A 15,673-nucleotide genomic window follows, 5' to 3' on the forward strand; every position below is an offset into this window, starting at 1 on the left:
AATGAACAGAATCTCGTATTGGCTAGGATGCTAGTTTCATGTTATTGCTTCTGGTAATTGCATCCTGGAAAAGTACAATTATGCATGACAATAAGAATCCCATCATTAATCCGAGAGCAATGATTAATCCTTTTTTAGGCTTAACCGGTTTTGAATCCACAAGAGGTTGCCCATCCATAGCATATAGATTTACTCCACTTACATCGAAATTCAAAGAATTTAGATGTTTAAGATCCGCTTGGAGCTTTTCGATGTTATTGGTGTAGGGTGTGTCATCTTTTCGTTCACGTAATGCAGTGATCGTCGCGTTATTCTTTAGAATGTCGATTTTTTCTTGGAGAATAGAAAGTTTTTTCTCATATTTTAAGGTGTGTGTATTTTCTTTTAGATGAGCGATTTCCTTTTTAAGGTAGGTAGTTCCTTTTAAATAAAGATCATTACGATTGGAACCCACATCAACAACCACATTTGGATTTTTAATTTCCTGAAATTGATTAGGATAGGTAATACCAAGAAGCTGAGCAGTTTGTAGGGCTTGATTTAACTCTTGTAAGCGAATTTGCCTATCGCGTTGGTCACGTTTGGTAAGTGCATTAATATTGTAGTTCAATTGTGCAATAGATAAATTCTGTTTCTCGATGAGTCTTTTTATCTCATTATTTCGACTTGCTGTCACATTGCCAATACGTGTATGTATATCCTCAGTTAATTTGATTAACTTACTTTGAATGATTTCTTTTTGGTTGGAAATGATATTTTCCAACACTTTTTGGTTAGTGTAGGCCAGATACGCTTTATTATCCCTTGCCTGTAAATCCAGCTTGCGAGAAAGGGTGACCAACTCAGCCTCCTGGCTGTTATCTTTAAAATTATCTTTTAAATCTCCTTTGAAATGATTAATGACAAAGACTTTATAATTTTCCGCAGCTTTGTTTAACAAATGAACACGTTTTTCTTTAGATATCTGGGTCTCTTGGTCTTTAGGGATTACTAAATTATTTTCTTTTAAAAAAGAAATTATATTGCTTTTTTTGGATAAACGTTTGACAAATTTTTTAAATAATAAACGTCCTGGAATATCCAAATCTGTATTTATTATTAGTTTCTGAAATTGATACGGATAAGGCTCAACTATATTAGATTTAACTTCATAGGTTTTGGGAAGCAAAAAAGCAGCCAAAATAGCACATAAAGTACATAGAGCAGTAACACCAGCTATAAAGACTCTTTTTTTGATTAAAGCGGATAATAAACTAAAGAAATCAATATAAGACCTGTCATCCGTTTGTTGATGCATTAGCAAATATTGTTGATTAAAGGGCTGAAGTTTATTAGTGTTTTCATCCAGCATAATTTATTTCCTTACTATTTAAATATGGGTTTGTGGAATTATCGTAAATTTGAGTAATAATATCGACGATTCGGGTAGAAGCATTTCCATCCCCATATGGGTTTTGCGCCTGGCTCATCTGTTTATACAGCGCTTCATCTAAAAGAAGTTGTTCTACACCATTAATAATTTCATTTACATCCGAGCCTACTAGTTTAACTGTCCCAGCAGTAAGCGCTTCCGGTCGTTCAGTAGTTTTTCTCATGACCAGTACCGGTTTCCCGAGAGACGGTGCTTCTTCCTGGATCCCGCCTGAGTCTGTTAGGATTAAATAGGCATTACGCATCAAATAAACAAAGGGTAAATAATCTACAGGGGGTATTAAATAAATGTTTTCAATTCCTGTTAATAATGAATTTACTGGTGTTTGTACATGGGGGTTTAAGTGAACTGGATAAACAATATCAACATCCGGAAATCGTTTCGCTATTGCTACCAAGGCCTGACAAATACGTTTAAAACCTGAGCCAAAATTTTCTCGCCTATGGCCAGTGACAAGTATGATTCTTCTCGTAGGGTCCAAAAATGGATATTCTTCTTTAAGTAGTAAACTGAGAACGGGCTCTGCGTCTAATTGATTTGTAATTTGATAAAGAGCATCAATTACTGTATTTCCCGTAACAAAAATATTTTCGTCAGGAACTCCCTCATCTAAAAGGTTCTTACGGGAGAGTTTTGTTGGGGCAAAATGCAAATGAGTTAGGCAACTTGCTAATTTTCTATTGGCCTCTTCTGGCCATGGTGAATAAATATTCTTGGTTCGCAATCCTGCTTCGACATGGGCTACCGGAATACGTTGATAATAGGCTGCTAATGAGGCAGCCAACGCTGAAGTAGTGTCGCCATGAACAATGACTAGCTGCGGTTGATATTCTTTGAACACATCACTAAGACCAGTTAGTATTCTGGATGTTAGATTACTCAAATCCTGATTCGCAGTCATAACATGCAAATCAAAATCTGGCTTTAGACGAAATAGGGCTAACAAAGGATCCAAAAGCTGACGATGTTGTCCCGTGATGCATATTTTATTTTGAATAACTTTTGATGCTTCTAATTTTTGAACTAAAGGGGCCATTTTTATGGCTTCAGGGCGAGTTCCAAAAACACAAAGAGTATTTACAGTCATGAAAAATCCATTTAAATATTATCCAAAGCACTACTGGCAGAGCACGCATTTTGAGCGCATGTAATTGGGTAGCTGCCTGCTCATTAGATTCGTTAAGGTAACATACTCCATTGAATTTGAATAGTAATTTTTTATCGAAAACATATACTGGAGCACGCTGAAAAACTTGCTGCTATTGAAGTATATTGTTCTTGAACGGGCTCGATATTAAACAAAAAAAAGGCATCTTCCCAGAGCTATTTTATGGTTTCTAATTACTAAATACTAATAGACAATATCACTTAAGTCTGATGACTAAGGTATGTTTGATTCTTAAAGTTCTTTACATAAATGAGGCTAATCATTAATAATTGCTTTTTTCTAATGTTCAGTAAAGAAATAAAGGTATGTTTTAGTATGGTTCCACTAAAAATTTGCTATGTGCTCTCGACCACGGAAGGAGGAACATGGGCTTTTGAACAATTACGGGAGCTTCGGAATACTTATCAGTATGAAGTATCTGTAATATTAAGCGGGAATTCAGGTACCTTAGTCGATCGTTTTAAATCGGAAAATATTCCTGTCTATACCGCAGATTTTGATTTTATGCGTCCTACCGATATTTTCTTTTTACCTGGAAAGATCTTAAGTTTAGTTAGATTATTGAGACAAAAGCGGTTTGATGTAATTCAAACTCATCTTTTTCCTTCCATGATTATTGGTCGTATTGCGAGTTGGATAGCAGATGTACCTATTCGACTTTCAATGATTGCGGGTCCATTCCACCTTGAAGCAGATACCCCTCGATGGATTGATAAAACAACCTCCTGGATGGATGTGGCAATAATTCCTTCATGTAATTATTCAAAACAACTTTATCTAAAAATGAATGTTCCGGAAGATCGACTTCATGTCATTTATTACAGTCCTGATGAACGACGTTTTGATGCAGAAAATACCCTCCCTGCAGGCTTGAGAGAAGAATTTGGCTGGCCAGCAGATACGCCTTTGATCGGAATGATTGCTTATTTTTATCCAAAATTAGGAAAAAATCGATGGACTCCACCTTTTTTACATGGGAAAGCAATTAAAGGCCATGAGGATGTGATTCGCGCAGCTCCAATGATTCTTAAGGAGTTTCCAAATGCAAAATTGCTTTTGATTGGAAGTGGCTGGGGTGAAGCAGGACAGGAAGTCATGCAATCCATGCAAACATTGGTTACAGAACTGGGATTGCAAAATAGCGTGATTTTTACAGGACATCGTCAGGATATTCCTCGTATATATCGGGATTTAGATGTGTCCATACAAGCTTCATTAAATGAGAACCTGGGTGGAACCATAGAAGCTTTATTGATGGAGTGTCCTACAGTGGTCACTCGGGTAGGTGGGTTGGTTGATACCGTGATTGATGGAAAAACAGGTGTCCAGGTCCATGTAGCCGATCCTGTTGATCTGGCAAAAGGGGTTTTAAGCTTATTGCGTGATCCTAAAACAGCAAAGAAATTTGGAGAAGCAGGGCGAGCTTATATGCTTGAGAAGTTTACACTTAACTCTACAGTGAGTGATTTAAATAATCTTTATCAATATTATAGAGAGAGAAGGCCAACGGGTTATCAGTTCTTTAAAACCATTTATCGTTTCCTTTTGCTAAGCATTTTAGGTTCTTTTGTTTCCTTACGTTTTTTTATTCTAGATATCTGGCTTCTTCCTCGCTGGGATCTTGGATGGCGCCCTTGGAAACAAGTAATTGTTCGGGCAAAGATGTTGCTCTATCGAGTTTATGCAATGGTGGGTCGAGCCAGCAAGAAGTTTAAAGATAAAACCTCTAGTGAGTAAATATAGATTGTAACTTTGGTGAGCGCCGAAGCTTCTGTTTTCAGGCGCCCAACCCAGGCTACACGTCTTGTTACAAAAAAATGTCAAGCGTATTAAGCCGGTTGCACTTTCCCTTCATAAACATCCATCACTGAATTGACGTCGCCAAACATTTTTACACTTCCATGTTCTAGCCACAGTACGCAATTGCAAAATTGTTTGATGATTTCATTTGAATGAGATGCAAGCACCATTATATTGGATTGATTAACATATTCATTCATGCGATTTTTGGCTTTTTCAATAAAACTTGCATCGCCCACTCCAATTACTTCATCTACTAGAAGAATATCGGGTACTAAAGCAGTTGATAAACCAAATGCTAAGCGGATCATCATGCCGCTGGAGTAGGTTTTAACTGGCATTGAAAGAAAATCACCAAGTTCTGTAAATTCTTCCACGTTTTTGATAATGCTTTTTATCTGATCGTTTGATAACCCAAGAATTAATCCCCGCATACGGATGTTTTCATACCCCGTAAGAGTAGGTTGCATGCCTACGCTGATATTGATTAACGAAACGATATTTCCCTTAATGTGTATCGTTCCTTGAAGTGGTTCATAAACACCGGAGAGAACTCGAAGTAACGTGGATTTTCCTGCCCCATTATGGCCTATTAATCCTAGACGGTCTCCTTTTTTTAAATGCAGCGAAATATTATTTAAAGCCTGTACTTGGAGTTTGCCACTTGTCCCATTACTTAAAAGACCACCGGTTGCAATATTGGCGATTCCTCTTTTCAAAGAACGTGCATCAATATCATAAACAGGATAGGTAAGTGAAAGATTTTTACAGACAATGAAAGACACAACGTACTCCGTAATTAAATCCAAAAAGGAATATTTCTTCTGAATCGAGCAAACAGAACAAATGAGATGGAGGATAAAATAATAGTTATTAAAAGACAGGTATTCCATGTCACCCAATTCGGAGCTTGCCCTAGCAAAGGCATTCTAATTAAATCAATAAAATAATTTAATGGATTGAATACGATAATGGCAGAGTTTGGAAGTAAGTTTGCATTCCAAGAAATAGGAGTAATAAAAAACATTACTTGAATCAAGCTATTAATAATAGGAGGAATATCCCGATATTTTGTACCCAATATAGATAAGATTAAACCTGCAGAAATTAAATTTACAATAATTAGAAATAAACCTGGAATCACATACAGGATCGCCCAATTGACGGGTATTTGAAAATAAAGTGCAACAACACAATAGACTAAGGCATTATGAAAAAATATGATGACATGACGCCAAGTTAACCTTAATACATATAAAATGTAGGGTAACTTGATTTCATTAATCAGCAGAGATGCCTCAACAAAGGTATTACAACTTTCCGCGAGTCCAGCTGAAATTAAAACCCATACCAGATATCCGGTTGTAAAAAAAGGAACATACTCTGCTATTGATTGATGAAACAGCTGACTGTATACCACAGAAAAAGCGACAATAATAACCAACATACTGGCGGTGATCCAAAATGGACCTAATACTGACCCCCGATAACGGATTTTTATGTCATTCCAGCCTAAATAGGTCCATAACTTCCACTTTTTTAAGGCATCGAATAAGTCAATAACAGCAAGCTTAAATTGGCTGTTTCTTATTTCATGAGTAGGAATGTTAATATCAATGGTTTCAGTTAATTCTTTCATACACCTTACACCTGGGTTGCTTGTTCCATCACTTCTATAAGAACTTGGCAGGTTTTATCAATTTCTGATTTTAATAGACTTGGATGAACTAAAAACATCAAACTGGTTTCACCTAACTTGGATGCTACAGGGAGCCTATTATGCGGACGCCACCCTGTATTATCAAATGCTTTTTCTAAATAGACTTCGGAACAGGAGCCTTGATAACAGGGGACCCCGCGTTCATTAATCTCTTTTAAAATGCGGTTACGATCCCAGCCTACAGCTAATTGGCTTTCTTCTATAAACACATAACATTTGTAAGCTGCATGTACAATTTCATCAGGAATCCGGGGAACTCTTAGACCTTTTAAAGTGGAAGCTACTTCTTGGATTTGTTTTAAATTTCCCAGGCGTTGTTGATGCCAGGTGGGCATTTTTTTAAGTTGTAAGCGCCCGATCACCGCTTGAATTTCAATCATGCGTCCATTTATACCAAAGCTTCGATGAACCCAACGAAAGCCAGGCTCAATAGGTTCCTTGTATATGGCATCCCAAGATTTTCCGTGATCTTTATAAGACCACATGGAAGACCATAGTTGTTCATCATTGGTTGTGACCATGCCCCCCTCGCCTCCAGTAGTCATAATTTTATCTTGGCAAAATGACCAGGCTCCGATGTGGCCTATTGAACCAACCGCACGACCTTTATATCGAGCTCCATGGGCTTGGGCACAATCTTCAATGACATATAAATTTAATTCTTCTGCTAACTCAAGAATCGGGTCCATATCACAAGGCCAACCCGCAAGATGAACGCAGATTATTGCTTTAGTCTTTGGAGTTACTACCGCACGAATGGTCTCAACGGTAATATTTTGACTGTTTTCATCGACATCGGCAAATACCGGAGTGCCTCCGCAAGTCACTATAGAGGAAGCCGAGGCGAGAAAGGTTCGAGAAGTCACAATGACTTCGTCACCTTCACCTATTCCTATTGCTTTTAAGGCTACATCAAGTGCGATAGTTCCATTTGCCAGTGCAACAGCATATTTAGTACCTGCCCAGGCTGCAAATTCTTTTTCAAATTCTCTGCATTCGTTGCCAGTCCAATAATTTACCTTATTTGATAGAAGCACTTGATGTATTCGTTCTGCCTCTTCTTCAGAGTAACTAGGCCAGGGTGAAAATGCTGTATTTAACATATCTTATCCTATGAATTTTTTTTATTAATTTTTGCGGGTACGCCAAATGCGGTACAGTAGTCTGGTAGATCTTGAACAACCACCGAGCCTGCTCCAACCATCACTTCTGAGCCAATTTTAATACCTTGGCGGACACAAGAGCCGATACCAATCCAACTTAAATTACCCACACTCACATTTCCAGCTAAACTGACGCCTGGCGAAATATGCACTGCCTGCCCCAAGGTACAGTCATGTTCAATAATTGCACCTGTGTTAATAATCGTGCCCGCCCCAATGGTGCAATCAGGGTTTAATACGGCTCTGGCAAAAACTACGGATCCTTCGGCTATCTTGGCAGAAGGACTTATTATTGCTGAAGGATGAATGATGGTGACTAATGGGATTCCTTCATTTAAAAAATGGTTGATTTTTTCCATGCGAATGGAATTATTCCCAATTGCAACAATGAGTCCATCAAATTCAGAAGCTTGTGATAGAAAGGATTGGGTATTTCCATTAACTGCCCATGCCCCTACGCGATCGGTGCTCGGCCATCGGTCATCAAAAAAAGCAATATTCTGCCAACCTGCACAGAGTGCTGCATCAGCAACAACTTTAGCATGTCCACCAGCACCAAGAACAGCAAGAGATTTCATGGGTTATTACCTGTAAATTTTTCGTTGGTGACACTCCCTTGACCTGTAATTCCTTCTCGCATCAATACTTTTTTAATGGTTAACATTAAAATTTTAATATCCAAATAAAAAGACTGATGATCAACATACCATAAGTCTAACGTAAACTTCCCTTCCCAATTCAGGGCATTTCTGCCATTAACTTGAGCTAAGCCAGTAATCCCAGGTTTGACATCATGGCGCCTTTTTTGCTCGCTATTATAAAGGGAGAGGTATTCGATTAATAGAGGTCTAGGACCTACAAAGCTCATTTCGCCTTTAAAAACATTCCATAATTGGGGTAATTCATCCAAACTGCACGCTCTTAAAACATGGCCAAGGCGAGTGACGCGATCTTTGTCGGGTAATAATTCACCGTGTTTATTAAATGCATCCTTCATTGTTCTGAATTTGATCAGGCGGAAGGTTTTTCCATGTAATCCTGGACGATTCTGATAAAAAAAGATTGGTGAGCCTAAATGATAACGGATTAATAATGCAACAATAACCAATATCGGCATGAACATTATTAATAATGCACCTGATAAGATAATATCAAAAATACGCTTAAGCACAATAATCTCTCCAGTAGTCCCATACTTAGAAGGTCAATAGATCATAAATTTTTGAACTGGTTCTTACAAGGCTTAAGGAGTAAAAGATTTTTTGTTGAAATTCAGTCGGAGATCTTATAGTTGGCCTGAAGGTATTTGTTTGACAAAAGAAAAGGTGCCCGCTAAAGTAGCGCTTTTTTAAAGTCTAATTAGTCAATAATGCAAGCACTCAATATAAGTAAAATAAAAAAAGTAATGTTTTTGATCACTCAAGCCATGATATTGAACCTTGTTGTCATTAAAGGGGCCTATGCTTATTTTGATTATGGAACCGGAAGTCTATTGATTCAGTCACTTATTGCATTTTTTGGTATGGTTGCAATGTTTTTTCATCGAATTAAAGAATTGGTTTTATCGTTTTTTCGCAAATTATTCTCAAAAAAACAACCCGCCCCTAAAAAGGAAATTGAAAACCCTTAATTTTTGGATGTAAATCAATGGAAATGCCACAAACAGCCACACAGCTTCCTTCTTCATTTCGAGATCCCAGTGGTTTTGTGTTATTTAATAACGAATTAAAAAAAATCCAGCGAATTATTTTTCCTGCCTATTTTCGACAATACTCGCACTTAATGGAAAGTGGTTTATATGCTGAACTTTGTGAAAGTAATAAGCTCATCGGCCATCAACTCGTAGAAAACTCAGAACAGCGGATTATTATTAATCCTCAAGAAATACCGTTTATTACGTATTCTTATGAGTGGCCATTTCATTTATTAAAAGCTGCTGCTTTGTTAACTTTGGATATTGCAAAACGTGCTTTAGCGTATGACATGTGCTTAAAGGACGCTTCCATTTTTAACATTCAATTATTGAATGGAAAGCCTATTTTCATTGATACGTTGTCTTTTGAGTTTTATAAAGAAAATCAACCTTGGGGAGCATATGGTCAATTCTGTCGTCATTTCTTAGGCCCCTTACTCTTAATGAAATATAAATCGCTTAATTTTTCTAAGGCATTAAGCAGTTACATCGATGGATTTCCTTTGGATTTGGTGAGTGGCATGCTTCCTATAAGTACTCATTTCTCACCATTTATTAAATTAAATGTTCATTTGCATGCTAAAAATCTTAAGCGCTTTAATAATACCTCCGCAGCATCGGAACCAGTTAGATCCTTGAGCAAATCCAGGCTAATGGGTTTGTTAAACTACATGGAGCGCTTTATTAAGTCTCTAACTTATTTAGAAAAAAAGACTGAATGGAGCAATTATTATCAAATCACTAATTATTCTGAAGATGCATTTAAAGAAAAAAATGAAATTATATCTCAATGGATATCACTTATTGAGGCGAAAACAATCTGGGATGTAGGAGGAAATAATGGTCATTTTTCAAGGTTGATTGCTGAAGGAAAGGATTTAGTTATTAGTACCGATATTGATCCTATCGCTGTAGATCAAAATTATTTAATCAATAGGGCAACGGATGTCGCTTCTATAATTCCTTTAGTGATTGATATTACTAATCCCACTCCGAGTATTGGCTTTGATAATCAAGAGCGAGATTCTTTTTCCAGTCGCATCATCAATAAAAAGATTAATTGCATTATGGCATTGGCATTGATTCATCATTTATGCATATCGAATAATTGTACGTTCTCAATGGTGTTAAATTATTTCAAGAAAATGTCTAATTATTTAATTATTGAATTTATTGCTCCTGAGGATTCCTGGGTGAAGCAGTTATTGGCTCGGAAAAGAGGCTTTGAACATTTATTTGCATTTTATAATCAACACGCTTTTGAAGAAGAATGTGCGAAACATTTTGATATTTTAAATAAAGTGCAGATCAAAAATTCGTACAGAACGCTGTATCTACTCAAAGCAATGAACTCCTAAGATCATGAGTAATTTTTTGAAAAAAACCTCGAACTTATATGCATTAATGTTCCTTGTGCTTCTGTACCCTTTGTTGTTCTATGCATCAAATAATTTTAATAGTTTTTCTCTATTTGAGATATTTATCTCATTTTTAATTTTATTATGTATAAATGGGTGTGGACTATTATTCTCAATGTTTTTTTTAACAAAGGTCTTGAGAATTAATGAGTCCCTGAGCCTGAAAATAACCTATGGTATCTTACTGGTATTGTTCTTAATAATGATGAGACATTCTGTCTTTAATAATCCAGAATTACCTTATTTGGTTTATTTGCAAAACAATTCGGTTTATTCAAAATGGTTGCTTTTTACTTTTTTTGGCACAGCATTTTTCTGCCTGGGCTTTTTTCTATTCGAAAAGCAAAGCAAAATGTTTGTTTTGATTTTCTTGCTGCTTAATCTTTTTAATTTGGGGAAAACCATTACTCCGAAATTAAATTTCGATGCTCCTCAAACACCAAATAAACATCAGCCACAAATTGTCTTAAAAAATAAAAAAAACGTATATTTTATCCTCGCAGACAGCTTAACTAATATTAATGGCTTAAATCGGTTGGGCATACAAAATGATCATCATCAATTTCTGAATGAATTAGAACAAAAGGGGTTTGTTAATTACCCGGATTTTTATACTTCCTTACAAGCAACGCAATATGCGTTATTTACTTATTTTAACTTAAGTTATAAATACCAGGATTTAAATGCGTATCAAGTGGATCCTATTTTACGATTAAGACACATATTAAATGAGGGAAAACTGTACGATATTTTTAGAGATAATGGTTATAAGATAAATATCATGCATGAACTGGATGTATTTTTATTAGATAATTGTTCAGCAGATCTTTGCTATTTTAACGTGACCAATAAGTTAAGACCTTCTCTTAACAGCATAAAAGAAAAAGTCTTATCTATTCTTAGTTTCTTATCTCCCGTAAACCTGAGTGTTTTATTCAAAGAAGAAAAAAAGGTTTTATTTTTTGATCCAAACGAACTTGCCCATAATGATAGGAATGCGTTTATTACTGAAACCCTCCAAAAATTAAAGAAATTGAATTTAGACCATCCTAATTTTACTTATATCCATGCATTTACTTTCCCTGCTCATTCAGATACCAATTCCAAGACAATTAATCACTGTAATGAAGCAGAGGAAATACAAAAATACAGCCAACGAATAAATTCTACGTCGCAATTTGTAGTGTCAATGGTGGATACGATTCGAGCAAGGGATAAAAATTCGATCATTATTATTGCCGGAGATCATGGTCCGTATATTTTTAAACACTGTACTCGGGAAGGGATCCGAAATCCTGAAGAGGTTATCGAACGACAAGGGGCTTTTTTATCAATTCTTTGGGGTGACGAATACGATGGAAAATACAACAGCCGCATAAAATCGTCGCATAATCTGTTTCGTTATGTTTTATCTTATCTCGCTGAAAATGAAGCATTACTCAATAACATGGATAAGGACCATGCGTTTACTTTATATAGTAATCAACAAATTGGTCAGACTATTACCGATGGTAGGATTAATAAAAAAATAGTTCTAGTGGCAAACCAGGATAAAGCTGCATAACCAAAAAGGAATTATTCCCCTCTAAAGTATATCCGTTTTGAATGGCGGATTTAGCTGTACCTTAGAACAATTTAATACGTTCCATCGAGCCTCTTTTAACTGTAAAATCGAATCATTACTTTAAAAGGAAATTGGTTCACTCATGGAAAACAGTAAAAAGATCTTAGTCACTGGGGGTAGCGGGTTTATTGGTTCGGCGCTCATCAGACACCTCATCCATCATACTGAACACTTCATCACGAATATTGATGCCTTGACCTATGCTGCGAATCCCGCCTCTCTTTATTCAGTAAAGAATCACCCTCGTTACCGATTTGAACAGGAAAATATATGTGATGAAGTCGCAATAAGTCGAGTTTTCACTCAATTTAAACCAGACATCATCCTGCATTTAGCTGCTGAATCGCATGTGGATCGGTCTATAAAAACTCCAATTCAGTTTATCCAAACCAATATAGTGGGTACTTATAATTTACTGGAACAAGCCAGGCAATATTGGGACACTTTGACCGCAGATAAAAAAAATAGTTTTCGTTTTCATCATGTTTCTACGGATGAAGTTTATGGGGATTTGCCTCATCCCGAGGATCAAAACGATCCCAATATAGAGTTACCTTTATTTCACGAGAATTCAAAATACGCACCCAGTTCCCCTTACTCTGCTAGTAAAGCGAGTTCTGATCATCTGGTTCGTGCCTGGCATAAAACTTATGGTTTACCTGTTCTGGTTACGAATTGTTCGAATAACTATGGTCCGTTTCAGCATCCAGAAAAACTAATCCCCCAAACTATTCAAAATGCGCTTATGGGGAAACCTATCCCTGTCTATGGAAAAGGAACTCAAATACGAGATTGGTTGTATGTTGAGGATCATGTTAAAGCGTTATTAGAAGTGGCCCTGCATGGGATAGTAGGAGAGACTTACAATATTGGTGGTTATAATGAATTGCAAAATATTCAGGTTGTACATGCTATTTGCGATACGTTAGAAGAATTGAAAGCATCTAATAATTCTCGATTAAAAGATCTGATAATCTTTACAGGAGATAGGCCTGGTCACGACAAGCGCTATGCAATTGACGCAACCAAGATAAGCAGACAATTGAACTGGAAACCCCAAGAATCATTCGAAACAGGGATAAGAAAAACCGTACAATGGTATCTGGAACACTTAAAACTTAATTGCTTATAGCATTGCTAAGATGTTCAACAATCATTTCCTGTTGTGCGGATGTTAGGCCAACCCACAAGGGTAATCTAAGTATTCTTTCTGAAAGTGACTCAGTCAGAGCTAAACTACCATGGCTTGTACCGAAACGCAGACCTGCTTCTGAGGAATGCAATGGCACATAATGAGAGGTCGCAAAGATACCTTTTTCTTTGAGTTTGCTGAGAATAACATGGCGATTTACTTCTGGAGCGAGCAGCACATAGTAGATATGAGCATTGTGATTACAGTGAGGGGGTACTATGGGACGACGAAGAACCCCTTTAGTTTCTAAAGATTCAAGAAGTTGGTGATAATAGTTCCAGATCAATAAACGTTGTTGGGTAATGTTTTCGGCATCTTCAAGTTGAGCCCAAAGAAATGCAGCAATCATGTCACTTGGTAGAAAAGATGAGCCCACATCTTGCCAAGTGTATTTATCCACTTCTCCACGGAGAAATCTACTGCGATTAGTTCCTTTTTCTCGGATTATTTCTGCTCGCATCACCATATCAGGGTTATTTACTAAAAGTGCACCGCCTTCTCCAGAGATGATATTTTTAGTCTCATGAAAGCTATAGGCACCCAGATCACCAATACCTCCTAAAGTATTACCTTTGTAACTTGCCATGACTCCTTGAGCAGCATCCTCAACTACCCTCAAATCATGCCGCTTCGCTATATCCATAATCGCATCCATTTCACAGGCAACCCCAGCATAATGTACAGGGACTATAGCTTTAGTTTTTGATGTAATGGCAGCTTCAATGAGTTGCTCATTAAGGTTCAGGGTATCCTCACGTATATCAACAAAAACGGGTTTACCCCCTTGAAGCACAAATGCATTGGCAGTAGATACAAAAGTATAAGAGGGCATAATGATTTCATCCCCCGGATTTATATCCAGTAATATAGCAGCCATCTCTAAGGCTGCGGTACAGGAGTGGGTTAATAGCGCTTTCTGGCTCTTTGTTTGCTCTTGAAGCCAGGCATGGCAACGTTTGGTAAATCGGCCGTCGCCAGAAAGTTGATTATTAAGATGAGAGTCTGCAATATAATGCAGCTCTTTACCTGTTTTATATGGTCTATTGAATAGTATTTGATTCATTTTTATAATTATTTCTGTCAGCGGGAGTTCTTAGAAACTTGATTAATAAGCATTTTGGCATACAAATTTTTAAAATCCCAGAAGAATACTTATTAGAGTGGTCAATCATTTTGGTGGCTGAATCCTTGGTATTTATGGTAAAATAGGCCGTTTTTCTCTATTTAGAAATTCAGGACGGTTATGAATTATCGCACCAACGGATTGGCATCTCCCATCCTAAATAATAAAGATCTTTATTTTGGCTTGATAATTACATTCATTATCAGCATCTTAATATTTTATTGTGCCTTTTTATTCGCAGTTTGGCAGGGAACGAATGTTCATTGGGTAAGCGACCTGCATGTACATGCACAAGCGGTTTTAGATGCAGCTTCCACCCATCATTTTCCAGTGTACTCCCTTTGGTACAGGTTGGTTTATATTATTAGTGGTTTTTCAAAACAATATAATCATATTGCTTATGCATCAATTGTGTTGCTTGCTCTATTAACAGTAGCTAAATATATAATTTCTTATCATATTTTAAGAAATAATTGTCCTGTGAAGGGGAAAGGAATTGCGTTAGTGAGTTTCAGCTTAATCTTTATTATGCCGGTACTTAGTTATTATAGTTGCAGCGGAGTGTCAGTTTGTATCAATAACTACCATGTCGTAATAGGGAATATTGTCCCTAATCAATGGCATAATTCTACTTTGATTCTAGCAATGCCTTTTAATTTATTGTTATTCTATTATTCTGTTAAAGAGATTCGAGCGGAACGGTGGTCTTCATTTCTAATAATGGGAATTCTTAGCCTAATCAGTATATTGTGTAAACCAAATTTTTCTTTGGCATACTTACCGATTTTATGTGTGGCGATTTTGATTTTAAACTTTAACTCCCACCATTATTTTCAAGCGTTTATTAAATGTGCTTTAGTTGCTATTCCCTCCCTCCTTGTTTTACTGTATCAATGGTATTTTACTTTTATAGATAGCAGCGTTCCTTTACACAATTCTAAAACTATTATTGCACCTTTTTTGGTTTGGTCACATTTTTCCCCGCATATAATTATTTCATTACTTTTATCAATTGCATTTCCATTATCTATATTCATCTTGTATTTCGAGAAAATTAATCTTTATCTAATCCTCGCCTGGCTAACTTTTTTGCTTGCGGTGGCTTCGTTTTCTTTTTTGGCTGAATACCCTAATTGGGTTAATGGCAACTACGGTTGGGGACTGATTTCATCGTGTTATATTTTATTCTTATTTTCGGCTGTTTGCCTTTTGAATCAGCCATTCGATTGGAAAACAAAAGTGGCATACACTGTACTGGTTATCCATTTTTTATCGGGATGTTTTTTGTTGGGAAGTTTTTTTATTCGACAAACATCACTTTTATTATGAAGACCCATTCT

General features: G+C 36.6%; 14 protein-coding genes. 6 read left to right on the plus strand and 8 right to left on the minus strand.

All coding sequences use genetic code 11. The features are described from left to right. Positions 1 to 22: 22 nt before the first annotated feature. Both HBNCFIEN_RS00815 and wecB read right to left on the minus strand, forming a co-directional pair. On the minus strand, positions 23 to 1,351 hold the full coding sequence (locus HBNCFIEN_RS00815; protein ID WP_182392274.1) for a GNVR domain-containing protein: 1,329 nt from the start codon (positions 1,349 to 1,351) through the stop codon (positions 23 to 25). Next, on the minus strand, positions 1,341 to 2,519 hold the full coding sequence (gene wecB / locus HBNCFIEN_RS00820) for a non-hydrolyzing UDP-N-acetylglucosamine 2-epimerase (protein ID WP_182392275.1): 1,179 nt from the start codon (positions 2,517 to 2,519) through the stop codon (positions 1,341 to 1,343). Before wecB ends, HBNCFIEN_RS00815 begins: the two co-directional genes overlap by 11 nt. 396 nt (positions 2,520 to 2,915) lie before the next feature. Here wecB and HBNCFIEN_RS00825 point away from each other — a divergent pair, with 396 nt between their 5' ends. Then, a complete protein-coding gene (locus HBNCFIEN_RS00825) occupies positions 2,916 to 4,337 on the plus strand; it encodes a glycosyltransferase family 4 protein (RefSeq protein ID WP_182392276.1) in 1,422 nt (473 codons plus the stop codon). Positions 4,338 to 4,429: 92 nt separating this feature from the next. On the opposite strand, the gene HBNCFIEN_RS00830 is transcribed toward HBNCFIEN_RS00825, so the two are convergent. The 5 genes from HBNCFIEN_RS00830 to HBNCFIEN_RS00850 are packed head-to-tail and all read right to left on the minus strand — an operon-like array spanning position 4,430 to position 8,454. Further along, entirely contained in the window at positions 4,430 to 5,185 is a 756-nt protein-coding gene (locus HBNCFIEN_RS00830) for an ABC transporter ATP-binding protein (RefSeq protein ID WP_182392277.1), read from the minus strand. Between the two features lie 14 nt (positions 5,186 to 5,199). Beyond that, positions 5,200 to 6,039, minus strand: a complete 840-nt coding sequence (locus HBNCFIEN_RS00835; protein ID WP_182392278.1) for an ABC transporter permease — start codon at positions 6,037 to 6,039, stop codon at positions 5,200 to 5,202. Positions 6,040 to 6,044: 5 nt separating this feature from the next. Next, positions 6,045 to 7,223: a DegT/DnrJ/EryC1/StrS aminotransferase family protein gene (locus tag HBNCFIEN_RS00840; protein WP_182392279.1), complete on the minus strand. Its 1,179-nt coding sequence runs from the start codon at positions 7,221 to 7,223 to the stop codon at positions 6,045 to 6,047. An 8-nt stretch (positions 7,224 to 7,231) separates the two neighbouring features. Beyond that, positions 7,232 to 7,861 (minus strand): acetyltransferase, encoded by a 630-nt coding sequence (locus HBNCFIEN_RS00845; protein WP_182392280.1) that lies wholly within the window; start codon positions 7,859 to 7,861, stop codon positions 7,232 to 7,234. Next, positions 7,858 to 8,454, minus strand: a complete 597-nt coding sequence (locus HBNCFIEN_RS00850; protein ID WP_304599265.1) for a sugar transferase — start codon at positions 8,452 to 8,454, stop codon at positions 7,858 to 7,860. Before HBNCFIEN_RS00850 ends, HBNCFIEN_RS00845 begins: the two co-directional genes overlap by 4 nt. A gap of 198 nt (positions 8,455 to 8,652) precedes the next feature. On the opposite strand from HBNCFIEN_RS00850, the gene HBNCFIEN_RS00855 reads away from it, so the two are divergent. The 4 genes from HBNCFIEN_RS00855 (at position 8,653) to rfbB (ending at position 13,150) form a co-directional block, all read left to right on the plus strand. After that, positions 8,653 to 8,913 carry a hypothetical protein gene (locus tag HBNCFIEN_RS00855; protein WP_182392281.1) on the plus strand — a complete coding sequence of 87 codons (261 nt, stop codon included), beginning with the start codon at positions 8,653 to 8,655 and terminating at the stop codon, positions 8,911 to 8,913. A 17-nt stretch (positions 8,914 to 8,930) separates the two neighbouring features. Continuing rightward, positions 8,931 to 10,334 carry a class I SAM-dependent methyltransferase gene (locus HBNCFIEN_RS00860; protein ID WP_182392282.1) on the plus strand — a complete coding sequence of 468 codons (1,404 nt, stop codon included), beginning with the start codon at positions 8,931 to 8,933 and terminating at the stop codon, positions 10,332 to 10,334. A 262-nt stretch (positions 10,335 to 10,596) separates the two neighbouring features. Continuing rightward, entirely contained in the window at positions 10,597 to 11,958 is a 1,362-nt protein-coding gene (locus HBNCFIEN_RS00865; protein ID WP_182392283.1) for a sulfatase-like hydrolase/transferase, read from the plus strand. Positions 11,959 to 12,100: 142 nt separating this feature from the next. After that, positions 12,101 to 13,150 (plus strand): dTDP-glucose 4,6-dehydratase, encoded by a 1,050-nt coding sequence (rfbB, locus tag HBNCFIEN_RS00870; RefSeq protein WP_182392284.1) that lies wholly within the window; start codon positions 12,101 to 12,103, stop codon positions 13,148 to 13,150. On the opposite strand, the gene rffA is transcribed toward rfbB, so the two are convergent. Next, positions 13,137 to 14,273: a dTDP-4-amino-4,6-dideoxygalactose transaminase gene (rffA, locus tag HBNCFIEN_RS00875; RefSeq protein WP_182392285.1), complete on the minus strand. Its 1,137-nt coding sequence runs from the start codon at positions 14,271 to 14,273 to the stop codon at positions 13,137 to 13,139. The two genes, rfbB and rffA, sit on opposite strands and share 14 nt — an antisense overlap. Before the next feature lie 180 nt (positions 14,274 to 14,453). Here rffA and HBNCFIEN_RS00880 point away from each other — a divergent pair, with 180 nt between their 5' ends. Continuing rightward, entirely contained in the window at positions 14,454 to 15,662 is a 1,209-nt protein-coding gene (locus HBNCFIEN_RS00880) for a hypothetical protein (protein WP_182392286.1), read from the plus strand. Positions 15,663 to 15,673 lie beyond the last annotated feature (11 nt).

This window comes from Legionella sp. PC997 (assembly GCF_014109825.1).
Lineage (GTDB): Bacteria > Pseudomonadota > Gammaproteobacteria > Legionellales > Legionellaceae > Legionella.

Bases quoted from the DNA above. Each gene is read 5' to 3' on its own strand.
- HBNCFIEN_RS00815 (WP_182392274.1), bottom strand. From the start codon at position 1,351: ATGCTGGATGAAAACACTAATAAACTTCAGCCCTTTAATCAACAATAT.
- wecB (WP_182392275.1), bottom strand. From the start codon at position 2,519: ATGACTGTAAATACTCTTTGTGTTTTTGGAACTCGCCCTGAAGCCATA.
- HBNCFIEN_RS00825 (WP_182392276.1), top strand. From the start codon at position 2,916: ATGGTTCCACTAAAAATTTGCTATGTGCTCTCGACCACGGAAGGAGGA.
- HBNCFIEN_RS00835 (WP_182392278.1), bottom strand. From the start codon at position 6,039: ATGAAAGAATTAACTGAAACCATTGATATTAACATTCCTACTCATGAA.
- HBNCFIEN_RS00840 (WP_182392279.1), bottom strand. From the start codon at position 7,223: ATGTTAAATACAGCATTTTCACCCTGGCCTAGTTACTCTGAAGAAGAG.
- HBNCFIEN_RS00845 (WP_182392280.1), bottom strand. From the start codon at position 7,861: ATGAAATCTCTTGCTGTTCTTGGTGCTGGTGGACATGCTAAAGTTGTT.
- HBNCFIEN_RS00855 (WP_182392281.1), top strand. From the start codon at position 8,653: ATGCAAGCACTCAATATAAGTAAAATAAAAAAAGTAATGTTTTTGATC.
- HBNCFIEN_RS00860 (WP_182392282.1), top strand. From the start codon at position 8,931: ATGGAAATGCCACAAACAGCCACACAGCTTCCTTCTTCATTTCGAGAT.
- HBNCFIEN_RS00865 (WP_182392283.1), top strand. From the start codon at position 10,597: ATGATGAGACATTCTGTCTTTAATAATCCAGAATTACCTTATTTGGTT.
- rfbB (WP_182392284.1), top strand. From the start codon at position 12,101: ATGGAAAACAGTAAAAAGATCTTAGTCACTGGGGGTAGCGGGTTTATT.
- rffA (WP_182392285.1), bottom strand. From the start codon at position 14,273: ATGAATCAAATACTATTCAATAGACCATATAAAACAGGTAAAGAGCTG.
- HBNCFIEN_RS00880 (WP_182392286.1), top strand. From the start codon at position 14,454: ATGAATTATCGCACCAACGGATTGGCATCTCCCATCCTAAATAATAAA.